The organism is Pseudomonas sp. B14-6 (assembly GCF_013260315.1).
GTDB lineage: Bacteria > Pseudomonadota > Gammaproteobacteria > Pseudomonadales > Pseudomonadaceae > Aquipseudomonas > Aquipseudomonas mandelii.
Genome location: NZ_CP053929.1, coordinates 2,259,407 through 2,281,741 on the forward strand (window position 1 = coordinate 2,259,407; position 22,335 = coordinate 2,281,741).

Annotated in this window: 20 protein-coding genes; 9 read left to right on the forward strand and 11 right to left on the reverse strand. The window is 59.5% G+C overall.

Annotation, left to right across the window (positions count from 1 at the left end):
* Positions 1-13: 13 nt before the first annotated feature.
* Both rssC and rssB read right to left on the reverse strand, forming a co-directional pair.
* Entirely contained in the window at positions 14-496 is a 483-nt protein-coding gene (gene rssC / locus HP062_RS10300) for an anti-sigma factor antagonist RssC (RefSeq protein WP_007935262.1), read from the reverse strand.
* Positions 496-1,677, reverse strand: coding sequence for a two-component system response regulator RssB (gene rssB, locus HP062_RS10305; protein ID WP_010456296.1), 1,182 nt, complete (start codon positions 1,675-1,677; stop codon positions 496-498). The genes rssC and rssB overlap by 1 nt, the downstream gene beginning before the upstream one ends.
* A 276-nt stretch (positions 1,678-1,953) precedes the next feature.
* Between rssB and HP062_RS10310 the strand changes: the two genes are divergently transcribed.
* On the forward strand, positions 1,954-2,253 hold the full coding sequence (locus HP062_RS10310; RefSeq protein WP_172791376.1) for a PilZ domain-containing protein: 300 nt from the start codon (positions 1,954-1,956) through the stop codon (positions 2,251-2,253).
* 61 nt (positions 2,254-2,314) lie between these two features.
* Here the strand turns inward: HP062_RS10310 and HP062_RS10315 are convergent, their stop codons facing one another.
* Complete coding sequence (locus HP062_RS10315) at positions 2,315-3,004, reverse strand: VacJ family lipoprotein (protein ID WP_010456300.1); 690 nt, start codon at positions 3,002-3,004, stop codon at positions 2,315-2,317.
* A gap of 199 nt (positions 3,005-3,203) precedes the next feature.
* Between HP062_RS10315 and HP062_RS10320 the strand changes: the two genes are divergently transcribed.
* Positions 3,204-3,824: a phosphatase gene (locus HP062_RS10320; protein ID WP_077748234.1), complete on the forward strand. Its 621-nt coding sequence runs from the start codon at positions 3,204-3,206 to the stop codon at positions 3,822-3,824.
* Between the two features lie 109 nt (positions 3,825-3,933).
* Positions 3,934-4,197 carry a DUF4404 family protein gene (locus HP062_RS10325; protein ID WP_154501328.1) on the forward strand — a complete coding sequence of 88 codons (264 nt, stop codon included), beginning with the start codon at positions 3,934-3,936 and terminating at the stop codon, positions 4,195-4,197.
* Between the two features lie 172 nt (positions 4,198-4,369).
* Here the strand turns inward: HP062_RS10325 and queF are convergent, their stop codons facing one another.
* Both queF and HP062_RS10335 read right to left on the reverse strand, forming a co-directional pair.
* The gene (gene queF, locus HP062_RS10330) at positions 4,370-5,200 is read right to left on the reverse strand and encodes an NADPH-dependent 7-cyano-7-deazaguanine reductase QueF (protein ID WP_172791377.1); all 831 of its coding nucleotides are present in this window, start codon (positions 5,198-5,200) and stop codon (positions 4,370-4,372) included.
* A 61-nt stretch (positions 5,201-5,261) separates the two neighbouring features.
* Complete coding sequence (locus HP062_RS10335; protein ID WP_010456308.1) at positions 5,262-5,786, reverse strand: plastocyanin/azurin family copper-binding protein; 525 nt, start codon at positions 5,784-5,786, stop codon at positions 5,262-5,264.
* A 155-nt stretch (positions 5,787-5,941) separates the two neighbouring features.
* Here HP062_RS10335 and HP062_RS10340 point away from each other — a divergent pair, with 155 nt between their 5' ends.
* The gene (locus tag HP062_RS10340) at positions 5,942-6,622 is read left to right on the forward strand and encodes a heavy metal response regulator transcription factor (protein WP_010456310.1); all 681 of its coding nucleotides are present in this window, start codon (positions 5,942-5,944) and stop codon (positions 6,620-6,622) included.
* The gene (locus HP062_RS10345; RefSeq protein WP_172791378.1) at positions 6,622-7,971 is read left to right on the forward strand and encodes a heavy metal sensor histidine kinase; all 1,350 of its coding nucleotides are present in this window, start codon (positions 6,622-6,624) and stop codon (positions 7,969-7,971) included. The genes HP062_RS10340 and HP062_RS10345 overlap by 1 nt, the downstream gene beginning before the upstream one ends.
* Before the next feature lie 103 nt (positions 7,972-8,074).
* On the opposite strand, the gene HP062_RS10350 is transcribed toward HP062_RS10345, so the two are convergent.
* The 3 genes from HP062_RS10350 to HP062_RS10360 form a co-directional block, all read right to left on the reverse strand.
* Complete coding sequence (locus HP062_RS10350; RefSeq protein WP_010456313.1) at positions 8,075-9,319, reverse strand: lipoprotein-releasing ABC transporter permease subunit; 1,245 nt, start codon at positions 9,317-9,319, stop codon at positions 8,075-8,077.
* Between the two features lie 65 nt (positions 9,320-9,384).
* Complete coding sequence (gene lolD / locus HP062_RS10355) at positions 9,385-10,068, reverse strand: lipoprotein-releasing ABC transporter ATP-binding protein LolD (protein WP_167360488.1); 684 nt, start codon at positions 10,066-10,068, stop codon at positions 9,385-9,387.
* Between the two features lie 7 nt (positions 10,069-10,075).
* Positions 10,076-11,326: a lipoprotein-releasing ABC transporter permease subunit gene (locus tag HP062_RS10360; RefSeq protein WP_010456317.1), complete on the reverse strand. Its 1,251-nt coding sequence runs from the start codon at positions 11,324-11,326 to the stop codon at positions 10,076-10,078.
* A gap of 94 nt (positions 11,327-11,420) precedes the next feature.
* On the opposite strand from HP062_RS10360, the gene HP062_RS10365 reads away from it, so the two are divergent.
* Positions 11,421-11,999 (forward strand): PilZ domain-containing protein, encoded by a 579-nt coding sequence (locus tag HP062_RS10365; protein ID WP_010456319.1) that lies wholly within the window; start codon positions 11,421-11,423, stop codon positions 11,997-11,999.
* A 14-nt stretch (positions 12,000-12,013) separates the two neighbouring features.
* On the forward strand, positions 12,014-12,736 hold the full coding sequence (locus HP062_RS10370) for a glycerophosphodiester phosphodiesterase family protein (protein WP_010456321.1): 723 nt from the start codon (positions 12,014-12,016) through the stop codon (positions 12,734-12,736).
* A gap of 42 nt (positions 12,737-12,778) precedes the next feature.
* Here the strand turns inward: HP062_RS10370 and sthA are convergent, their stop codons facing one another.
* Both sthA and HP062_RS10380 read right to left on the reverse strand, forming a co-directional pair.
* Positions 12,779-14,173, reverse strand: coding sequence for a Si-specific NAD(P)(+) transhydrogenase (sthA, locus tag HP062_RS10375; protein ID WP_010456323.1), 1,395 nt, complete (start codon positions 14,171-14,173; stop codon positions 12,779-12,781).
* Between the two features lie 207 nt (positions 14,174-14,380).
* Positions 14,381-15,367: an FAD:protein FMN transferase gene (locus tag HP062_RS10380; RefSeq protein ID WP_172791379.1), complete on the reverse strand. Its 987-nt coding sequence runs from the start codon at positions 15,365-15,367 to the stop codon at positions 14,381-14,383.
* Between the two features lie 203 nt (positions 15,368-15,570).
* Here HP062_RS10380 and HP062_RS10385 point away from each other — a divergent pair, with 203 nt between their 5' ends.
* Positions 15,571-16,869 (forward strand): MFS transporter, encoded by a 1,299-nt coding sequence (locus HP062_RS10385; protein ID WP_102594814.1) that lies wholly within the window; start codon positions 15,571-15,573, stop codon positions 16,867-16,869.
* A 185-nt stretch (positions 16,870-17,054) separates the two neighbouring features.
* Here the strand turns inward: HP062_RS10385 and HP062_RS10390 are convergent, their stop codons facing one another.
* Positions 17,055-18,518 (reverse strand): glyceraldehyde-3-phosphate dehydrogenase, encoded by a 1,464-nt coding sequence (locus HP062_RS10390; protein ID WP_042932690.1) that lies wholly within the window; start codon positions 18,516-18,518, stop codon positions 17,055-17,057.
* Positions 18,519-18,881: 363 nt separating this feature from the next.
* Here HP062_RS10390 and mfd point away from each other — a divergent pair, with 363 nt between their 5' ends.
* On the forward strand, positions 18,882-22,331 hold the full coding sequence (mfd, locus tag HP062_RS10395) for a transcription-repair coupling factor (RefSeq protein ID WP_010456331.1): 3,450 nt from the start codon (positions 18,882-18,884) through the stop codon (positions 22,329-22,331).
* Positions 22,332-22,335: the final 4 nt, after the last annotated feature.

Sequence of the window (22,335 nt, forward strand, 5' to 3'; positions counted from 1 at the left end):
CCCCCTCAGGGGATCAATGACGCTCTAAAGCATTCACCAGGTCATGGAAGGCTTCACGATTGGAGTCGTTCAGGCCCATGAGGATTTTGTGTGCCTCGAGCACTTTGATCCGCACGACTTCCTCGGACTGATCCTGGTCTGGCAGGTCGGTCAGGCATTCAGGACACGGGATCGGGCGGTCAACGATGTTGAACACTTGCTCGAAGCCCATGGACTGCAGCAGACGGGTGATGTCTTCGTGGGTGGTGACGACGGTCGGCAGCAGGCCGACCTTTTGCCGCGACAGGATCGACAGTTTGGCCAGCAGGCCCAGGGTGGTGCTGTCGATGCTGCGGGTTTCGGTCAGGTCGATCACGATCGCGTTGAAGTTCAACGCGGTGAAGATCCGCTCAATAGTCGCATCCAACGCCGAACACAGGGTCAGGCGAACTTCACCGACGAACTTCAGGACGAAGGTGCCATCCTGCTCGGCGAACTGGATTCTACCGGTACTCATTAAAGATTCCTGCTCAACACCAACAGGGCGATATCATCCGGCATCTCCCCTAGCGTGGCCAATCCAAAAACCTGCCGCAGACCATCCAGGCTGCCGCCCGCTGCCTTGACCCGTTGGGGCAAAGCCGCTTCTTTTTCTTTGAGTGTAGGTTCTGGCAAAAGGTCCAGAATGCCATCGGACATCAGCGTCAGGCTGAACGTCGGCGGCAGCTCCAGCACGTGGTCTTCATAGGTGGCTTCATTGAAGAGGCCCACCGGCAGACCACGACCTTCCAGATAACGAACACTGTCTGGCGTGTACAACACAGGCAACGGCAAATGACCACCGATGCTATAGGTCAACAAACCTGTCTCCTCGTCGATGACACCACCGACCATTGTGACGTGTTTACCCAGCTTACAACTGATCAGGCCTCGGTTGATATGACCAAGGACCTCTGAAGGCTTGAATTCTGGCAATGTGCCGCTGCGCTTGGATTCGAACAGCAAGCGCGTGGTCATGAACTTCAGCAGCACGGTGACGAAGGCTGAAGAGGCGCCATGGCCGGAAACGTCGGCCAGGTAGAAGGCTACGCGACGCTCGTCGACCCGAAAGTAGTCAACGAAATCACCCGACAGGTACAACGACGGGATGATCTGGTGGGCGAACTGGAACTCGTCGATGGTCCAGGGGCTGACCGGCAGCATGTTCATCTGCACCTGGCGACCGGCGTTCTGGTCTTCCTGGAGCAGGTTCAAGCTGGCGGCGAGCTCGCGGTTGGCCTTTTCCAGCTTCTCGCGGTAGCGCTGGTTCTCCAGCAGCAGGCGCGCACGATCCAGGGCACGGCGCACAGAGTGCTCGAGCACAGCCAGATCTTCGAGAGGCTTGATCAGGTAATCCGCCGCACCCAGGCGCAAGGCCTCGACCGCGTCGTTCATCACGCCGGCACCCGAAACCACGATCACCGGGGTTTGCGGCGACAGCTCGGTGACCTGGCGAATGAGTTCGAGTCCGCCCATCTGCGGCATGCGCAGATCGCAGATGACCAAGTCAGGCTTGTCTTGCTCGAATACCTGAAGACCCTGCTGGCCATTGCTGGCTTGCAGGACACTGAAACCACTGTCTTCCAAGTAGGCCGCGAGGCTCGCGCGCACTACTTCGTCATCATCGATTATCAGCAGCGTGGCACTGGTTTTTGGCATGTGGGCAAACGGCGCCAGAATTAGGTTGGCGTAGCAGGCACGGGTTTTAGCCCGGCTCACACTACTGGATTCGCTTTCTAGCCTCTCTGTCGCACCGTTATCGGGCATTTGCCCTACACACAGGTACACCAGAGGTGCCCTTCTAAGGCGCAGACGGTACTCCCATCCGCGGGGCGTTTCAAGCTCACGCCGATGGTCGCTTGACGTCTTTACTTGTCAAATCACCGGGAGTTATAAGAACAGGCAAAACCGTAACCCAATGGAAGGATGAAGCCCATGAGTCAAACCGATCGGGACTACAGCGAAAAGCGCGATTTCATCCGCATGCGGGTCGATGCCGATGTGTCGCTGATTCACGAAGGCGATGAGGTGCCAGCCGTCTGCATCGACCTTTCCAGCAGTGGCATGCAGGTCGAGGCACCCCGCCTGTTCAAGGTCGGAGGCCGGCTCAGCGTGCGCATCGATTCCGATCACGCAGCGCTCAAAGGCCTTGAAGCCGACACCGAAGTGGTCTGGGTGAAGGAACAGGACGGTGGCAGTCAGAAACTCGGGCTTACAATCTTGAAGATGAAATAAGCCCTGATCCAAACGAAAGAAGGCGGCCAATCGGCCGCCTTCTTCATTTCACGGGTAGAGATCAAAAATCGTCTTCGACCTGGCCGTCTTTGACCTTGAACTCGCGGTTCTGCAAATACGCATTGCGAATGAACGTGTATTTGTCGCCAGTGATCAACTTCTCGCTCGACAGCAAGCTGGCGCGGGTGTCGACGATGTTCAGGCCGAAGATCGAGTTACGCACGGGAACGTCGTTGATATAGCGATACGGGCCGGTGTAGCCGTCGACGTACTTGGATGGCGCATCACGCAACGTGCTTGGGCCCAACAACGGCAACATCACATACGGGCCGCTGCCCAAGCCCCAGTAACCGAGCGTCTGGCCGAAGTCTTCGTCGCTACGATTCAGGCCCATTTTGGTGCCGACGTCGAAGAAGCCCAGCAGGCCGAAGGTAGTGTTGAAGATCAGACGCGCAGTATCGACGCCAGCCGCGGCCGGTTTAGCCTGCAAGACGTTGTTGGCAAGGTTGGTGACATCACCGACGTTGCGGAACATGTTGTGAATGCCGTCTTCCAGAAACTGCGGCGTCACGAACTGGTAGCCTTGAGCGATTGGCTTGAGTGCATAGGTGTCGACGAAGTCGTTGAACTGGAAGATTGGACGGTTGACGCTTTCCCAAGGGTCTTCTTCCGTGGCAGCCTGGGCTGCGAACGGAACCAGCAACACGCTGGCACACACACAAAGCTGAGCTAGACGATTGCTCCAGCGCATAGAAAACTCCTTGGATTGTACTGGCATGGGCACTTGGCCCAGGCGATAAGCTGGCTAGTATAAGACGGAAAAGCCGGTTTAGGGCAGCCTCGCGCGTAAGGACTTACAGATGATTCGTCCTGACTGAGCGCGCTTCACATCAGTGTCATGCAACTGTCACCGGCAACACATAGCCTGTCGTTATTTCAGGGACGTTGATATGCCGCACGCCGAAGCCTTGCCCGTTGCCGCACCCAGCCTGACCGCCGTACTGTTCGGGCTCAGCGGTTGCCTGGTGGATTTCGGCGCCCGGATGCGCCAGCACGATACTCACACACCAGCGCATGCCGAGGTCACCCCCGGCGCGCTGGACAGTCTGAACAGCTTGCAGCGCCAGCAGATTCCTTGCGCCTGGCTCGACGAGTTGCCCCCCGCCCTCACCCATTCGCTGGCCGGCGCCCTGCCTGCGTGGATCAAACCTTCGCAACACCCCGCAACACTCAATCCATGGCCGGCGCCGAACGCTTGCTGGCAAGCCTTGATGGCATTGAATGTCGAACGACTCGATGGTTGCGTGCTGGTCAGTGGCGAACCGCGACTGCTGCAATCGGGACTGAATGCCGGGTTATGGACGATCGGCCTGGCGTCCTGCGGTTCGCTCTGCGGGTTGGCGCCCAACGAATGGCAGGCCTTGAGCCAAAAGGAGCGCGAACACCTGCGTGGTAAAGCGACCGTGCAGTTGTTCAGCCTGGGTGTGCATTCGGTGATCGATCACCTCGGCGAGCTCGACACCTGCCTGGCGGACATCAGCCTGCGTCGGCTCAAGGGCGAAAAGCCCTGATCGAGATCATGCAGGTTGCGCGGGAGTGGATTAATCTAAAGGCAAGCCATAGACCTTTGGCACGCTGCTGCGGTCTATGCCAGTGCCTATCGATAAAAGGAAGAACGCCATGCCTGCCCGCGAACTGCAACAACAGCTCAATACTCTGCGCGAGCAATTGGAACAGAATCCGCCGCTGACGGAAGCCGAGCGCGAAGACCTGCACGCGCTGATGCAACAGATCGAACTGGAGCTTGAACTCGAAACCAAAACCCAGGATTCCAGCCTCGTCGACGGCGTCAACCTGGCCGTCGAACGCTTTGAAGTCGAACACCCCACCCTCGCTGGCACCTTGCGCAACATCGTGCAAGCCTTGGCCAGCATGGGGATCTGAATACGCCAGATGCAAAAAAGCCCCGCCAGTGATGGCGGGGCTTTTTCATACCCGGGAAGTGCACTGCAATCCCTTGTAGGAGCGAGCCTGCTCGCGATGACGGCAGCACATTCAACATCGATGGTGCCAGACACTCCGCCATCGCGAGCAGGCTCGCTCCTACAGGAGTATTTTACTGACGGACCAGGCGATGGTTCGGCAATTGCACGTCTTCAGTGCTGCGATACGGGTTGATGTCCAACCCACCACGCCGCACATACCGCGCATACACCGTCAACCTCTCCGGTTTCAACAACCGCTGCAAGTCGAGAAAAATCCGCTCCACGCACTGCTCGTGAAAGTCCGAGTGCTGACGGAAGCTCACGATGTACTCCAGCAAACTCGAGTGATCCAGGGCCGCGCCACGGTATTCAACCGCCACGCTGCCCCAGTCCGGCTGGCTGGTGACCGGGCAGTTGGATTTGAGCAGATGACTGTGCACGCTCTCTTCGACAATGCGCGAATCATCGCAACGCAGCAGCTCCGGGCGCGGATGTTCGTAGTTGCTGACGCTGATCTCCAGATCATCGATACACACACCCGGCAACGCCACGACGCCTTCGGCTTCGACATCCTTGAGGCTGCGAATCCGCACGCCAACCGGCTTGCCGGCAGCGGCCGACAGGTCTTTGACCAGCGTCGCTTCAAGGGTCGCGCTATCGGCAAACGGTGTCTGGTTCAACGAGTTCAGGTACAGCTTGAACGACTTCGACTCGATGATGTTCGGCGAATCCGCCGGGATGCTGAATTCGCCAATCGCCACCACCGGCTTACCGGACGGCAACAGCCACGACAGCTCGAAGCAGTTCCAGAAGTCCACACCCTTGTAAGGCAGGGTTTGCGCCGTCAGGCCCAACTCGGCCCATTTCGCGGTGCGCGGGATCGGGAACAGCAAGGACGGCGTATAAGTGGCGATGTATTCGCTGGATTTGCCCAGCGGCGAGTGTTCGGCTGCGGGATGCATGGCGGAAACCTGACTGAAGAATCAGCGGATTCTACCAGCCTTTGCGCCCGCCTTTGAGTGCTTACTGACTGACAGTCAGTTTGCCGACCATGCCCGCCTGGTAATGGCCGGGAATGTTGCAGGCAAATTCCAGGTTGGTGGCCTTCGTGAAGGTCCAGGTCAGCTCGGCCGTTTTTCCCGGCTCGACGAGGACACTGTTCGGGTCATCGTGCTTCATCATCCCGTGATCCATGCCTGCCATCGAACCGTGGTCCATTTCCTTCATGCCTGTAGGCGTGAGCATGCCGCTCTGCTGCATCTTCATCATTTCCTGCTGATGACGGGCATGCATCGCCGCATCGCCGAGGTTGAATTCGTGCAACAACTGGCCTTTATTCACCAGCACAAAACGAATCGTCTCACCCGTTTTGATATCGATCGCCTTGGCCGTGAATGACATGTCATCCATCACCACCTCGACACTTCGGGTAGCCTTGGTTGCCGGGGCCGGCTGACCGAAATCCCGGGGCTGCGCCGACGAGGCCCACACTGGCGAGCTTAACGCCAACAAACACGCGGCCAGCCCCTGATATTTACGCAAAAACATAGTCGTACTCCAACAAGATAAGGTTCAGCCTGTGGAAAACTCTAAACTGTCGCCACTGCCCGCGACCTGACAGCCAAATTACAACTTTGTCAGGTTGGTCTGTATCAACGCTGCCCACGGTATAAAGCCTTCGTTCCATTTGCCTCGAGTTGCCCATGAAGCTGCTGATCGTCGAAGACCAACCGAAAACCGGCCACTACCTGCGCCAGGGCCTGACTGAGGCCGGTTTCAACACCGAACTGGCGGCCGACGGCATCACCGGCCAACAACTGGCCTTGAGTGGTGATTACGCGTTGTTGATCCTTGATGTGATGCTACCCGGTCGCGATGGCTGGCAAATCCTGCAGGCGGTGCGTGGCGCCGGTCTCGATACACCAGTCCTTTTTCTGACGGCGCGAGATGCGGTTGAGGACAGGGTCCACGGCCTCGAACTCGGCGCAGACGATTACCTGGTCAAGCCGTTCGCCTTTTCCGAATTGCTGGCTCGGGTCCGCAGCCTGTTGCGACGCGGCAGCGCTTCGCCTCAGGAAACCAGCCTGCAACTGGCCGACCTGCGGCTGGATTTGATCCGCCGCCGGGTGGAGCGCGGCGGTCAACGCATCGACCTGACCGCCAAGGAGTTCGCCCTGCTGGAAATGCTCCTGCGGCGCCAGGGTGAGGTGCTGCCCAAATCACTGATTGCCTCCCAGGTCTGGGACATGAATTTCGACAGCGACACCAATGTCATCGAGGTCGCGATCCGCCGTTTGCGCCTGAAGATCGACGATGAATTCCCCAACAAGCTGATTCATACCGTGCGCGGCATGGGTTATGTCCTTGAAGAGCGACCTGCCTGATGCGTCGACTCTCGCTGAGCAGTCGCCTGGCGTTGCTGTTTGCGGCCTGTACCGCCGTGGTTTCATTGTTTGCCGGAGTGTTGTTCAGTCGCGCCAGCGAGGCGCACTTCGTCGAACTCGATCAGCAGTTGCTGGACGGCAAATTGATGGGTTTACGCCGCGCGCTGCATGACGTTCAGCCGAGTGAAAGCGAAGTCAGACTGACGGATGAACTGAGTCGGCAGGCCGACCTGTCGCTGCGAATCACTGGCAGCGATGGCCAGCGCTGGTATGACAGTTCGCCGCACTTGCCCCGGGAATTACCTACCCAGGCGGGTTTGTCCACGGTGAGTAGCGAAAGTACCGACTACCGCGTCCTCAATGCTCCGTTGTATCTCGACAAACCTGACTCACCGCAATTGACCTTGCTGCTGGACATCACCCATCACCAGCACTTTCTGCAACGCATGCAGCGCCTGATCTGGATGACCGTCGGCTTGTCGGCGCTGGCCACCGCGTTGCTCGGTGCATGGGCGGCACGCAGTGGTTTGCGCCCGTTGCGACGCATGAGCGCGATCGCCAGCGGCGTTTCAGCGCAATCGCTCAATGCCCGGCTGCCCGACGAGAATATGCCGTCGGAGCTCGAGGAATTGGCCCACAGCTTCAACGCCATGCTCGGACGCCTGGACGACTCATTTCAACGGCTCTCGGCGTTTTCCGCTGACATCGCCCATGAGCTGCGCACGCCGTTGTCGAACCTGCTGACCCACACCCAAGTCACCCTCACCCGCCCTCGGCCTATCGAGGACTACCGCGAAGCGCTGCACAGCAACCTCGAAGAACTGCAATGGATGGCGCAACTGGTCAACGACATGTTGTATCTGGCCAAGGCTGACCATGGGTTGTTGATGCCCAAGCGCGAACCGCTGGAGCTGGCGGGAGAAGTGGATCTGTTGCTGGAGTTTTTTGCGCCGTTGGCGGAGGACGCGCAGGTCAGGTTGAGTCGTGAAGGCAGTGCGCGCATGGAGGGAGATCGCAGCATGTTGCGTCGGGCACTTTCCAATCTGCTGGACAACGCGTTGCGGTTTACACCAGCCGAAGGCGAGGTTCGGGTGCGGATTGTCGATCAGGTCAAAGCCTTGAGTTTGACGGTCGAGAACAGTGGGGACGGGATTGACGGGGCGTTGCTGCCGCGATTGTTTGACCGGTTTTATCGGACCGATCCGGCGCGCCAGGAAGGCAGTAGTGAACATGCGGGATTGGGATTAGCGATCACTCAGTCAATCATCCGCGCCCATGGCGGACAGATTCATTGCGAATCGAATAATGGGTGGACGCGGTTTGTGATTGAGTTGCCAAAGGGAGATTAAGGCCAGCAGAGCCGGCCCCATCGCGAGCAGGCTCGCTCCCACCGTGACCGAGTTGAATCAGATCCAATGGGAGCGAGCCTGCTCGTGACGGCGGTGTAACGACTTACGAATACCGCAACGCGTGTGCTGGCTCGATCTTCGCCGCACGCCAGGCCGGGTAGACCGTCGCCAGGAAGCTCAGGACGAACCCCGCCGAGCAGATCAACAACACATCCCCACCCTGCAACTCCGACGGCAAGTTACTGACGAAATACACGTCAGAACTGAAGATGTGCTGGCCACTGACCCGCTCCATCCACCCCACCAGCTCGCTGACGTTCAGCGCCGCTATCACGCCCAGAACGCCACCGATCAAGGTGCCGACAACCCCGATCACCGTGCCCTGCACCATGAAGATCGCCATGATCTGCCGCGGTGTGGCGCCAATGGTGCGCAGGATCGCGATGTCCGCGCCCTTGTCGTTCACCACCATGATCAACGTTGCGATGATGTTGAACGCCGCCACGGCGACGATCATCAGCAACAGCAGGCCGATCATGGTTTTTTCCATCTTCATCGCACTGAACAGACTGCCCTGGGTGTGGGTCCAGTCATCAGCCTTGTAAGCGGTGCCCAGCCCGCCAGCGATATCGCTGGAGACCTTCGGCGCCGCGTACAAATCCTTCACCGCCAAACGCACGCTCTGCACCTGGTTCGGTTCCCAGTGCTGCATCTGCGCGGCATCGGCGACGTGGATCAGCGCCATCGAGCCATCCAGCTCGGCACCGACCTTGAACACGCCCACTACGTTCAGCCGCTGCATGCGCGGGGTAATGCCGCCCGGTGCGTTGCTGACTTCCGGCACGATCAGGGTGATCTTGTCGCCGACATTCAAGCGGAAACGCCGCGCGGTGATTTCGCCGATCACCACGCCGAACTCGCCCGGTTTCAACGCATCGAGACGGCCCTGAACGATGTGCTGGGCAACGATCGACACCTTGCCTTCCAGTGCGGGATCTACACCGCTGACCTGAATTGGCTGCATCGTGCCTTTATAGGAGAGCATGCCTTCCATCTCGGTGAACGGCACGGCGGCAGTGACTTCCGGGTTTTTCATCGCGGCGGCGGCCACGGGCTGCCAATCGTCGATCGGCTTCACGCCGACGATGGTCGCGTGCGGCACCATTCCGAGGATGCGCGAGCTCATTTCGCGCTGGAAGCCGTTCATCACCGACAGCACCACGATCATCGCCAGCACGCCGAGGGCGAGACCGATCATCGAGGTCATCGAGATGAAGGAAACAAAGCGATTGCGGCGCTTGGCGCGGGTATAGCGCGTGCCGATAAAGATCGATAACGGTCTGAACATTCGCTGGGGCACCGTATAAAAATAAAAGACCCGACGTACTGTTCAGCACGCCGGGTTTCGGCCAATCAGATGGGCGTCAGGCAACCTTCCTGCAAATGCAGGACGCGATCCATCTGGCGAGCCAGGTTCATGTCGTGAGTCACCACCAGGAACGCCGTGCGCATCGAGGTGCTGAGTTCCAGCATCAAATCCTGAATGCCCTGGGCGGTGTGGGAGTCGAGGTTGCCGGTCGGCTCGTCGAGCATCACCAGGCCTGGCTTGTTCACCAAGGCGCGGGCGATGGCAACGCGCTGACGTTCGCCGCCGGACAGTTCAGACGGTTTGTGCTCCAGGCGATGGCCAAGCCCTACCCGCTCCAGCAACGCAGTCGCACGCTGGCGCGCTTCCGGAATCGCAGTCTTGCCGATTAGCAGCGGCATGCAGACGTTTTCCAGCGCGGTGAACTCAGGCAGCAAATGGTGGAACTGGTAGACGAAACCCAGCGACCGGTTGCGCAGCAGGCCGCGATTCTTCTCGCTCAGGGCCGACAGCTCTTCGCCATCGAGCCAGACGCTGCCCTTGGTCGGCGTGTCGAGACCGCCCAACAGGTTGAGCAAGGTACTTTTGCCCGAACCCGAGGTGCCGACAATCGCCACGCGCTCACCCGGATGCAACTCCAGTTGCAGACCGGCCAGCACTTCTACCGACTCCGGGCCTTCCTCATAGGACTTGCCCAGGTTGCGGCAGCTCAAGATTGCTTTATCACTCATACCCAACTCACTCATAACGTAGCGCCTCCGCAGGCTGGGTGCGCGCGGCACGCCAGGCTGGATACAGGGTGGCGAGGAAACTCAGGACCAACGCGGCGGCGCAGACCATCAACACGTCCTGGCTCTGCACTTGCGACGGCAGGTAATCGATGAAATACACGTCGGCGTTCAGGAATTTGTGGCCGATCAACCCTTCGAGGGCCGAGATCGCAGCGCTGACGTTCAACGCGGCGAAGATCCCGACCACGGCGCCGATCAGCGTGCCGATCACGCCAATGACCGTGCCCTGGACCATGAAGATCGCCATGATCTGCCCCGGCGTGGAGCCTAGGGTTCGCAGAATCGCGATGTCACCCTTCTTGTCGTTCACCACCATCACCAGCGTGGAAATGATGTTGAAGGCCGCGACGGCGACGATCAGCAGCAACAGCAGGCCGATCATGGCTTTTTCCATGCGGATCGCCTGATACAGATTGCCGTGGGTACGGGTCCAGTCGCGGGCGTAGAAATGGTCCTCACCGAGTTGCTGGGCGATATTCCACGCCGTGCGCGGGGCCTGGAACAGGTCATCGAACTTCAGGCGGATGCCCTGGACCTGATCCGGCTTCCAGCGATGCATTTTCGCCAGATCCTGCAGGTTGGTGACACCCAGGTACCCGTCGATCTCACCGGCACCGACATGGAAAATGCCGACCACGGTAAAGCGTTTCATGCGCGGGAACATCCCGGCCGGGGTCACCGTGACTTCCGGTGCCACGAATGTCAGCTTGTCGCCAACCGCGGCGCCAAGCTTGGCGGCCGCCTTGTCACCGATGACAATGCCGAAGCTGCCCGGCGTGAGGTCGTCGAGTTTGCCCTGCTGCATGAAGTTATCAATGATCGAGACCTGGCGTTCCAGCGCAGGGTCGATGGCATTGAGCAGGACTTTGGAGACCTTGCCGTTGTTGGTCAGCAAACCCTGCATCTGGGTGAACGGCGCAACGGCCGTCACCTGCGGGTTCTGCTTGACCTTGGCGGCCAGGCTTTGCCAGTCGCTGATCGGTTCACCGGACTCGATGGTCGCGTGGGGCACCATGCCCAGCACGCGGGTGCGCATCTCATGATCGAAGCCGTTCATGACCGAAAGCACGACGATCATCACGACCACGCCGAGGGCGAGTCCGATCATCGAGGTCAGGGAAATGAATGACACAAAATGATTGCGGCGCTTTGCACGGGTATAACGCGTGCCAATAAATACGAAGAGAGGTCTGAACATGTCGGGGCTTGTTCGGAGGGAAAAGGAACGTCCTTGTGGCGGGGGTCGATAACCAGCTTTACACTCAGACCACCGCCGCTACCATGGGTTCGCCATGTCGACATTAGATGAAGAAGATCGCCGCGAATACTACCGTATCGAGGACACGATCGCACTGGAAATTCGGCCCCTGTCCGCTCCCGAAGCCGCAGGCCAGGAAGTGTTGCAGGATGCTTCCCCACTGTTCAACTTGCTCAGCGAACTGCACCTGAGCGAATTCGAGTCGCAACACCTGCTGCGCCAGATCAGTGAGCGCGACCGCAACCTCGCTGCGTTCCTGAAATCCCAGAACAAACGCATCGATCTGCTGAGCCAGGTGATCGCCATCACCGTACTCGGGCAGATCGGCGAGCCGCAGCCGGTGATCATTTCCGAAGGCGGTATCGACTTCCAGCACCCGACGCCCATCGCCGTGGGCGCGCACCTGTCGGTCAAACTGGTGCTGATGCCGCAAGCCCTCGGCCTGTTGCTGCGGGCCAAGGTCACGCATTGCGATCGCAAGGCTGGCGCCTACGACGTTGGCACCGAGTTCGAATACCCGACCGACGCCCAGCGCCAATTGCTGGCCCGCTACATTTTGCAGAAGCAGGCCCAGGAACGACGTCTGGCCCGCGAAAACGAATCAGGCATTTAATTTAAGGAAGAACCGTGACCCTCATCTACGGCCATCGCGGCGCCAAGGGCGAAGCACCGGAAAACACGCTGACCAGTTTCCAGCAATGCCTCAAGCATGGCGTGCGCCGCTGTGAACTGGACCTGCACCTGTCCATGGACAACGAGTTGATGGTCATCCACGACCCGACACTCAAGCGCACCACCGACCGACGCGGCAAGGTCGTCGAGCACACGGCGGCCGAGCTGGTGACCTACGACGCACGCAAGGGCGGGCCGGGCTGGATCAAGCCTTGCCCGATCCCCACGCTGGAAGAGTTGTTCGAGAAATGCGATTTCGAGCATTGGCAGCTGGAAGTCAAAAGCGCATCTCGCACCCGTGCCGCGACGACCGTGCTGGCGATACGCGAAATGGCTCAGCGTTTCGGCCTGCTCGACAAGGTCACGATCACGTCGAGTTCACGCGAAGTGCTGAAAGCCGCGCTGGACCTGGTGCCGGACGTGTCTCGTGGATTGGTGGCTGAATATGCATGGCTCGACCCGTTGAAAGTCGCCCAGAGTTACGGCTGTGAGATTCTGGCGCTGAACTGGACCCTGTGTACGCCGGAACGCCTGCAGAAGGCGCAGCGTCAGGGGCTGCATGTGTCGGTATGGACAGTCAACGAGCCCGCGCTGATGCGCAGACTCGCCGACTTCGGCGTTGACAGCCTGATTACAGACTTTCCCGGTTTGGCCAGCGCCACCCTCGAGAATTGCTGAAATCGGTCTCCCCGGCCGGCTCAGGCCACCGGCCGGAGCCACTCAAAAAAGCCGGTTGAGGCCATCGTAAGCCGCTACCCGATAGGCTTCGGCCATGGTCGGGTAGTTGAACGTCGTGTTGACGAAGTATTTCAGAGTGTTCAGTTCGCCCGGCTGGCTCATGATCGCCTGACCGATGTGAACGATCTCCGACGCCTGATAACCGAAGCAGTGAACGCCCAGCACTTCCAGGGTCTCGCGGTGGAACAGGATTTTCAGCATGCCCTGGGGCTCGCCGGCAATCTGTGCACGCGCCATGCCCTTGAAGAACGCCTTGCCCACTTCGTAGGGCACCTTAGCCTGAGTCAGCTCCTGCTCGTTCTTGCCGATCGAGCTGATCTCCGGAATGGTGTAGATACCGGTCGGCACGTCGTTAACGAAGCGCCAGCTGTTGTTATCGACGATGCTGCCAGCGGCCGAACGACCCTGGTCGTGGGCGGCACTGGCCAGGCTCGGCCAGCCGATCACGTCACCGGCACCGTAAATGTTCGGTACGCAGGTGCGATAGGCTTCGTCGACTTCGATCTGGCCACGGCTGTTGACCTTCACGCCGATGTTTTCCAGACCCAGCTGGTCGGTGTTGCCGGTACGACCGTTGCACCAGAGCAAGGCATCGGCCTTGATCTTCTTGCCGGACTTGAGGTGCAGGATCACGCCGCTGTCCACGCCTTCGACGCGGTCGTAGTCTTCGTTGTGGCGAACCGTGATGTTGTTGTTGCTGAAGTGGTAGCTCAGGGCCTGGGAAATTTCCGAGTCCAGGAAACTCAGCAACTGACCGCGGTTGTCCACCAGTTCAACCAGTACACCCAGGCCACTGAAGATCGACGCGTATTCGCAACCGATCACGCCAGCGCCGTAAACGATGAGTTTGCGCGGGGTGTGGCCGAGGCTGAGGATGGTGTCGCTATCGTAGATGCGCGGGTGATGGAAATCGATGTCCGCCGGGCGATAAGGACGCGAGCCGGTGGCGATGATGATGTGCTTGGCCACCAGTTTTTCGACCACACCGTTGGCGCAGACCACTTCGATGGTTTGCTCGTCGGCGAAGCTGCCGGTGCCAAAGAACACGTCGACGCGATTACGGGCGTAGTAGCCGGTGCGCGAGGCGACTTGTTTGGAAATGACTTTTTCGGCGCTTTTCAGCACGTCCGGAAACGAGAACCAGCGCGGCTCACCAATGGCCCGGAACATCGGGTTGGTGTTGAACTGCATGATCTGCCGGACCGAGTGACGCAGTGCCTTGGACGGGATGGTACCCAGGTGGGTGCAGTTGCCGCCGACCTGGCGACGGCTATCGACCATCGCCACCTTGCGCCCTGCTTTGGCGGCGTTCATTGCCGCGCCTTCTCCCGCCGGGCCGGAACCCAGTACCACCACGTCGTAGTTGTAGACAGCCATGCGTACTCCTCAGAACAGGCCGCAGTGCCCTCGGCACCTGCGGCTAAATCACGCCGATCTGTGGCGTGAAGGAACAATTTGGGGCCAATGCAGAACCCGGACACAGTCTATAGAAGCGTCAACGCCGGGCACATTAACCCTTGGTCGCGTCGTAGGCTAGTTTTGCCTGCACTACAACGCCAGTCTTCGATGCGCGAACCGTCGCAATCATTCAGTTTTGCCGCCACTGAGGCGCTCAAAAGCCTGATTGGTTCGTGTGACGAAACCTGTATCGGCACGGATCACAAAAAATGCGCCGATATCGTGTTTTTCTGCGTAGTCCCAACCGCGCTCCGGTCCGAGAATCAGCAACAGCGTCGATAAGCCATCGGCCATTAACGCTGAAGGATTAATCACTGTGACCGACGCCAGGGTGTGTGAGACCGGCGCACCGGTGCGGGCATCGAAGGTGTGGGAATAGCGCCGACCGTCCTGCTCGAAATAGTTACGGTAGTCGCCGGAAGTGGACACTCCGTAGCCGTCGACAACAATCACACGTTCGGCCACTTGCCGATCATCCCGAGGCTCTTCCAGAGCGATGCGCCATGGCGAGCCGTCGTGTTTCTTGCCGGCCGCCTTGAGTTCGCCGGTGACCTCGACCAGGTAGCTGCGGATGCCCATCGTTTCGAGTTTTTCGGCAATGGTATCGACGGCGTAACCGGCGGCGATGCTGTTGAAGTCGACTTCGACGGCGGCGTCCTTGCACAGCTGATCACGATCGATGCGCAGGTGTTGGTAGCCAACCCTCTGCCTTACTTCGGCGAGCGACTGGGCGGTGGGGACTTTTTCCTCACGGGCTTGCGGGCCGAACCCCCAGAGATTGAGCAGCGGTTCCACAGTCAGGTCGTAGGAACCTTCGCTTTGTTCCGACAGCAGCTGAGCAACGCGGATCAGTTTGAGGATCGGCGCGGGCATTTTCTGACAGCGATTGGCGGGGAGATCGTTGAAGCGCTCGATGTCCGAATCGCTGCGGTAGGTCGAGAATTGTCGATCCACTTCAGCGAGGATATTTTCTACTTCAGCCTGCACCGTCTTCGGCCCGAGCGTGTAGGAATGCCTCACGTATTGAATGGAATAACGACTGCCCATGGCTGGGCCGTCGAAGCGTTCCAGACTGTCGCCGTTGCCACAACCGGACAAAACACCGACCAGCATCACAATCCCAGCCCACCGTCCAGTTAACAAATCTTCATCTCCCCCCAAAACCGCGCCCGCCATTATGGGCTTCAGAGCGCATGGGAGCCAGACCTGCCTCATCTGCCTGTCAGACGCAAAACCTGTGGGAGCCTCACTTCACCACACAGGCTCGTGCAGGTGCAGCGCGTTCAAACAAGACTTACCAGAGTGAGTATCTACAAATGTCCTCCAACACGAGCAAAGGCAAGGCGATTTTTCGCGTTGTCAGCGGTAACTTTCTCGAAATGTTCGACTTTATGGTCTACGGCTTTTACGCCACGGCCATCGCGAAAACGTTCTTTCCTGCCGACAGCGCTTTTGCCTCCCTGATGTTGTCGCTGGCCACTTTCGGTGCTGGTTTCCTGATGCGCCCGCTGGGCGCGATTTTCCTCGGCGCCTACATCGACCGTCATGGCCGCCGCAAAGGCTTGATCATCACCCTGGCGATGATGGCTGCCGGCACGGTGCTGATTGCCTGCGTGCCGGGTTACGCCACCCTCGGCGTGGCCGCGCCGCTGCTCGTGCTGTTCGGCCGCCTGCTGCAAGGCTTCTCGGCCGGCGTGGAACTGGGCGGCGTGTCGGTGTACCTGGCAGAGATTTCCACGCCGGGTCGCAAGGGCTTCTTTGTCAGTTGGCAATCCGCCAGTCAGCAAGCCGCGGTGGTGTTCGCCGGTCTGCTGGGAGTCGGTTTGAACCATTGGCTCAGCCCCGAAGAAATGGGTGACTGGGGCTGGCGTGTTCCATTCCTGATCGGCTGCATGATTGTGCCGGTGATTTTCGTGATTCGTCGTTCGCTTGAAGAAACCCCGGAATTCCAGGCGCGCAAACACCGCCCTACCCTGCGGGACGTCGTCCGCTCGATCAGTCAGAACTTTGGCATCGTCATCGCCGGCATGGCATTGGTGGTGATGACCACGGTGTCGTTCTACCTGATCACCGCCTACACCCCGACCTTCGGCAAAGCCGAATTGCATCTGTCGGATCTGGATGCGTTGCTGGTGACGGTCTGTATCGGTCTGTCGAATTTTTTCTGGCTGCCGGTCATGGGTGCCGTGTCCGACAAGATCGGGCGCAAACCCCTACTCCTGGCGGCGACCGTTCTGGCGATCCTTACGGCCTACCCTGCCCTGTCATGGCTGGTGGCGAACCCGAGCTTCAGCCATTTGCTGATCGTCGAGTTGTGGCTGTCGTTCCTGTACGGCTCGTACAACGGCGCCATGGTAGTGGCGCTGACCGAGATCATGCCGGTGGAAGTTCGTACCACCGGCTTCTCCCTGGCCTACAGCCTGGCGACTGCAACGTTCGGCGGGTTTACACCTGCGGCGTGTACGTACTTGATCCATGTGCTGGATAACAAGGCAGCGCCGGGGATCTGGCTCACTGGCGCGGCGGTGCTGGGGTTGATTGCGACGCTGGTGTTGTTCAAAGGCAATCGGCATGAACTGCGGACTGCGCAAGCCGCGGTGGTCGGCGGCGCCTGACAAATCGCTTTCGCGGGCAAGCCTCGCTCCTACAGGTCATTTGCCAGTTTTGAGCGGGCGCATGCCCGTAGTAGCGAGGTTTGCCCGCGAAAAGGCCGGCACAAACCACACCTCTGGAAACTGACAAATTGCACAAACAAAAACGCCCCGACCAAAGTCGGGGCGTTTTCATGTGCAGCTAAGGCTTAGCGAGGGAACGCTGGCGGGTTTACACCGGCCATGTCTTCCATCACGCGAACTACCTGGCAGCTGTAACCGAACTCGTTGTCGTACCAGACGTACAGAACAACGCGGTTGTCTTGGGTGATGGTTGCTTCAGCGTCCACAACGCCTGCGTGGCGCGAGCCAACGAAGTCGGTGGAAACCACTTCCTGCGAATTGACGTAGTCGATTTGCTTATGCAGATCGGAGTGCATGGCCATCTGGCGCAGGTACTCGTTGATCTCTTCACGAGTGGTGGCTTTCTCAAGGTTCAGGTTGAGAATGGCCATCGACACGTTTGGCGTCGGAACGCGGATCGCGTTACCGGTCAGCTTGCCGGCCAGCTCAGGCAGTGCCTTGGCAGCAGCAGTGGCAGCACCGGTCTCGGTGATCACCATGTTCAGCGCGGCACTACGGCCACGGCGATCGCCTTTGTGGAAGTTGTCGATCAGGTTCTGGTCGTTGGTGTACGAGTGAACAGTTTCAACGTGACCATTTACGATGCCGAACTTGTCGTTCACAGCTTTGAGCACCGGCACGATGGCGTTGGTGGTGCAGGAAGCGGCGGAAACGATCTTGTCGTCAGCAGTGATATCACCGTGGTTGATGCCGTGAACGATGTTCTTCAGCTTGCCTTTACCCGGCGCGGTCAGAACAACGCGGTCGATACCTGGGCAAGCCAGGTGTTGACCCAGGCCCTCGGCGTCGCGCCATACACCGGTGTTGTCCACCAGCAGCGCGTCTTTGATGCCGTACTGGGTGTAATCCACTTCAGTCGGGTTTTTCGCGTAGATCACCTGGATCAGGTTGCCGTTGGCGGTGATGGTGTTGTTGGCTTCATCAATAGTGATGGTGCCATCGAACGGACCATGAACCGAGTCACGACGCAGCAGGCTTGCACGCTTGACCAGATCGTTCTCGGCGCCCTTGCGGACAACGATGGCGCGCAGACGCAGGCCGTCGCCACCACCGGTTTTCTCGATCAGGATGCGCGCCAGCAGACGGCCGATACGACCGAAGCCGTACAGGACAACGTCGGTGCCTTTGCGAGCGGAAACGTTCTGCTGACCAACGACGTCAGCCAGTTCTTCGCGGACGAACTGCTCGGCAGTGCGGCCATTGCCTTCGGCTTTGAACTTGACCGCAAGCTTGCCCAGGTCAACCGAAGCGGCGCCGAGCTTGAGCTCGCTCATCGCCTTGAGCAGCGGGAATGTTTCGTGGACGGACAATTCGCTGTCATCGGACTGACGATGACGAGCAAAGCGGTGAGCTTTGAGAATCGCAATGACTGAACGATTGATCAGGCTGCGGCCATAGATCGAGCTCACCACGTTGTTATTGCGGTAGAGCTGACCGATAAGCGGAATCATCGCTTCTGCGAGTGCTTCACGGTCGATCCATTCACCAAGACACTGGTCGGGCTTCTGAGTCACGGGAACCTTCCACATGTAGGGGCAGAAAAAAGGGGCTACATTATGCCGCCGAGTGCCTCCCGTAGCAATGCGCGCCTGTCGTGCGATCCGTAACAAAATCAGGTTCAAAAAAATCACGCAGCGATGCAGCCCAGTAAAACCGGGGCTTTCAGCGCAGTCAATTTTTTGGAGATACCGCTGTCTTATCCGTAACCCTCCGTAACACTCGGTCGTTTTGCCACTACATAATCATCAATTTCCGGTAAAAAACCGGCGAATTTTGTCTTTACCACTACATTTCGCCAAACCTGCGTAATAGACACAGTCTGCAACTGACAGGCGGCACCCGGGGCCGCTACAATTACCGACTTTGTCGCAACGCTTGGAGCTCAACCTTCCGTGCCCGTTCTGCGTCTACCGCTTCTCCCTGCCGCGGCAGGTAAACAGCACTGGGGCAACCTGCCCGGTGCCGCCCTTAGCCTGGCCATCGCCGAGGCTGCCAGCGCTGCCAAGCGCTTTACCCTGCTGCTGACCGCCGACAGCCAAAGTGCCGAACGGCTGGAACAGGAGCTGAGTTTCTTCGCCCCGGATTTGCCTGTGCTGCATTTCCCGGACTGGGAAACCCTGCCTTACGATCTGTTTTCCCCCCACCAGGACATCATTTCCCAGCGCATCGCGGCCTTATATAGGTTGCCGGAGCTGAGCCATGGCGTATTGGTCGTGCCGATCACCACCGCGCTGCACCGCCTCGCGCCGACCAAATTCCTGCTCGGCAGCAGCCTGGTGCTGGACGTTGGCCAGAAGCTCGACGTCGAGCAAATGCGCACCCGACTTGAAGCCAGTGGCTATCGCTACGTCGACACGGTGTACGAGCACGGCGAGTTCACGGTGCGCGGCTCGCTGATCGACCTGTTCCCGATGGGCAGCAAACTGCCCTTCCGTATCGACTTGTTCGACGACGAAATCGAAACGCTGCGTACCTTCGACCCGGAAAACCAGCGCTCCATCGATAAAGTCGACACCGTTCGCCTGCTGCCCGCGCGGGAATTCCCGCTGCAGAAAGATGCGGTCACCCGCTTCAAGGCACGCTTTCGCGAGCGTTTCGATGTCGACTTCCGTCGCTGCCCGATCTTTCAAGACCTGAGCAGCGGGATTACACCGGCCGGTATCGAGTACTACCTGCCGCTGTTCTTCGACGAAACCTCGACGCTGTTCGATTACCTGCCCCAGGACACACAAGTGTTTTCCCTGCCGGGCATCGAGCAGGCGGCGGAAAACTTCTGGAACGACGTGCGCAATCGCTACGAAGAACGCCGCGTCGATCCGTCCCGTCCTTTATTACCTCCGGCCGAACTGTTCCTGCCGGTGGAAGACTGCTTTGCGCGCCTGAAGAACTGGCCGCGGGTAGTGGCCAGTCAACAGGACGTGGAAACCGGCGTCGGTCGCGAGCGCTTCCCGGCGCGCGAACTGCCGAACCTGGCCATCGAAGCCAAGGCCACCCAGCCGTTGGCGGCGCTGGCCGGCTTCCTCGACGAGTTTCCCGGGCGCGTGCTGTTTACCGCCGAGTCCGCGGGTCGTCGTGAAGTGCTGCTGGAATTGCTCGAACGCCTGAAGCTGCGACCGAAAACCGTCGACAGCTGGCCGGACTTTGTCGCAAGCAAGGAGCGACTGGCGATCACCATCGCGCCGCTCGACGAAGGCCTGGTACTCGACGACCCGGCCCTGGCGCTGGTAGCCGAAAGCCCGTTGTTCGGTCAGCGGGTGATGCAACGTCGTCGCCGCGAAAAACGCGCCGATGCCAACAACGATGCAGTCATCAAGAACCTTACCGAGTTGCGCGAAGGCGCGCCGGTGGTGCATATCGATCACGGCGTCGGTCGCTACCTGGGTCTGGCGACCCTGGAAATCGACGATCAGGCTGCCGAGTTCTTGACCCTGCAATACGCAGAGGGCGCCAAGCTCTACGTGCCAGTGGCCAACCTGCACCTGATTGCTCGCTACACCGGTAGCGACGATGCCCTGGCCCCGCTGCACCGCCTCGGCTCGGAAACCTGGCAGAAAGCCAAACGCAAAGCCGCCGAGCAAGTGCGCGACGTCGCGGCCGAGCTGCTCGACATCTATGCCCGTCGCGCCGCTCGCGAAGGTTATGCCTTCGAAGACCCGAAAGCTGACTACGCAACCTTCAGTGCCGGTTTCCCGTTCGAAGAAACCCCGGATCAGCAAACCACCATCGACGCCGTCCGCGCCGACATGCTGGCACCGAAGCCGATGGACCGCCTGGTCTGCGGCGACGTGGGCTTCGGCAAGACCGAAGTGGCGATGCGCGCGGCGTTCATTGCGGTGCATGGCGGTCGCCAGGTGGCGATCCTGGTGCCGACTACCCTGCTCGCCCAGCAGCATTACAACAGCTTCCGCGACCGCTTCGCCGACTGGCCGGTGAGCGTGGAAGTGATGAGCCGCTTCAAGTCGACCAAGGAAGTCAACGCTGCAGTGGCGGACCTCGCCGAAGGCAAGATCGACATCGTCATCGGCACGCACAAGTTGCTGCAGGACGACGTGAAAATCAAAAACCTCGGGTTGGTCATCATCGACGAAGAGCATCGTTTTGGTGTCCGTCAAAAAGAACAGCTCAAGGCCCTGCGCAGTGAAGTCGACATTCTTACCCTGACCGCCACGCCGATTCCGCGCACGCTGAACATGGCGGTGTCGGGCATGCGCGACCTGTCGATCATTGCCACGCCGCCAGCCCGTCGCCTGTCGGTGCGGACCTTTGTCATGGAGCAGAACAAGAGCACGGTCAAAGAGGCCCTGCTGCGTGAGTTGCTGCGCGGCGGTCAGGTCTATTACCTGCACAACGATGTGAAGACCATCGAGAAGTGCGCCGCCGACCTCGCCGAACTGGTGCCGGAAGCGCGGATCGGCATCGGCCACGGGCAGATGCGCGAACGCGATCTCGAACAGGTGATGAGCGACTTTTATCACAAGCGCTTCAACGTGCTGATTGCCTCGACCATCATCGAGACCGGCATCGACGTGCCGAGCGCCAACACCATCATCATCGAGCGTGCCGACAAATTTGGCCTGGCGCAGCTGCACCAATTGCGCGGCCGCGTCGGTCGCAGTCACCACCAGGCTTACGCTTATTTGCTGACCCCGCCACGCCAGCAGATCACTCCCGACGCCGAAAAACGTCTGGAAGCGATCGCCAACACCCAGGACCTCGGCGCAGGCTTCGTGCTCGCCACCAACGACCTGGAGATCCGTGGCGCCGGCGAACTGCTGGGCGACGGTCAGAGCGGTCAGATCCAGGCGGTCGGTTTCACCCTGTACATGGAAATGCTCGAACGCGCGGTGAAGTCGATCCGCAAGGGCGAACAACCGAACCTTGATCAACCGCTGGGCGGTGGTCCGGAAGTCAATCTGCGCGTCCCGGCGTTGATTCCCGAAGCCTACTTGCCGGACGTGCATGCCCGACTGATTCTCTACAAACGCATTGCCTCGGCCACCGATGAGGAAGGCCTCAAAGACCTGCAAGTGGAGATGATCGACCGTTTCGGCCTGCTGCCGGAACCGACGAAGAACCTGATGCGCATCACGGCATTGAAGCTGCAAGCCGAACTGCTGGGCATCAAGAAAGTCGACGGTGGCCCGCAAGGCGGCCGGATCGAGTTCGCCGCGCAGACGCCGGTCGACCCGCTGACCCTGATCAAACTGATCCAGGGCCAGCCCAAACGCTACAAATTCGAAGGTGCCACGATGTTTAAATTCATGGTCCCGATGGAGCGCCCGGAAGAGCGCTTTAATACTGTAGAGGCGCTGCTTGAGTGCCTCATTCCGAAAACTGCTTGAAGGA

Bases quoted from the DNA above. Each gene is read 5' to 3' on its own strand.
- HP062_RS10335 (WP_010456308.1), bottom strand. From the start codon at position 5,786: ATGTTTTTGCGTAAATATCAGGGGCTGGCCGCGTGTTTGTTGGCGTTA.
- lolD (WP_167360488.1), bottom strand. From the start codon at position 10,068: ATGAGTGATAAAGCAATCTTGAGCTGCCGCAACCTGGGCAAGTCCTAT.
- HP062_RS10315 (WP_010456300.1), bottom strand. From the start codon at position 3,004: ATGCGCTGGAGCAATCGTCTAGCTCAGCTTTGTGTGTGTGCCAGCGTG.
- HP062_RS10325 (WP_154501328.1), top strand. From the start codon at position 3,934: ATGCCTGCCCGCGAACTGCAACAACAGCTCAATACTCTGCGCGAGCAA.
- HP062_RS10390 (WP_042932690.1), bottom strand. From the start codon at position 18,518: ATGTGGAAGGTTCCCGTGACTCAGAAGCCCGACCAGTGTCTTGGTGAA.
- HP062_RS10365 (WP_010456319.1), top strand. From the start codon at position 11,421: ATGTCGACATTAGATGAAGAAGATCGCCGCGAATACTACCGTATCGAG.
- rssC (WP_007935262.1), bottom strand. From the start codon at position 496: ATGAGTACCGGTAGAATCCAGTTCGCCGAGCAGGATGGCACCTTCGTC.
- HP062_RS10345 (WP_172791378.1), top strand. From the start codon at position 6,622: ATGCGTCGACTCTCGCTGAGCAGTCGCCTGGCGTTGCTGTTTGCGGCC.
- HP062_RS10320 (WP_077748234.1), top strand. From the start codon at position 3,204: ATGCCGCACGCCGAAGCCTTGCCCGTTGCCGCACCCAGCCTGACCGCC.
- rssB (WP_010456296.1), bottom strand. From the start codon at position 1,677: ATGCCAAAAACCAGTGCCACGCTGCTGATAATCGATGATGACGAAGTA.
- HP062_RS10385 (WP_102594814.1), top strand. From the start codon at position 15,571: ATGTCCTCCAACACGAGCAAAGGCAAGGCGATTTTTCGCGTTGTCAGC.
- HP062_RS10380 (WP_172791379.1), bottom strand. From the start codon at position 15,367: ATGCTGGTCGGTGTTTTGTCCGGTTGTGGCAACGGCGACAGTCTGGAA.
- sthA (WP_010456323.1), bottom strand. From the start codon at position 14,173: ATGGCTGTCTACAACTACGACGTGGTGGTACTGGGTTCCGGCCCGGCG.
- HP062_RS10350 (WP_010456313.1), bottom strand. From the start codon at position 9,319: ATGTTCAGACCGTTATCGATCTTTATCGGCACGCGCTATACCCGCGCC.
- HP062_RS10340 (WP_010456310.1), top strand. From the start codon at position 5,942: ATGAAGCTGCTGATCGTCGAAGACCAACCGAAAACCGGCCACTACCTG.
- HP062_RS10360 (WP_010456317.1), bottom strand. From the start codon at position 11,326: ATGTTCAGACCTCTCTTCGTATTTATTGGCACGCGTTATACCCGTGCA.
- queF (WP_172791377.1), bottom strand. From the start codon at position 5,200: ATGCATCCCGCAGCCGAACACTCGCCGCTGGGCAAATCCAGCGAATAC.
- HP062_RS10310 (WP_172791376.1), top strand. From the start codon at position 1,954: ATGAGTCAAACCGATCGGGACTACAGCGAAAAGCGCGATTTCATCCGC.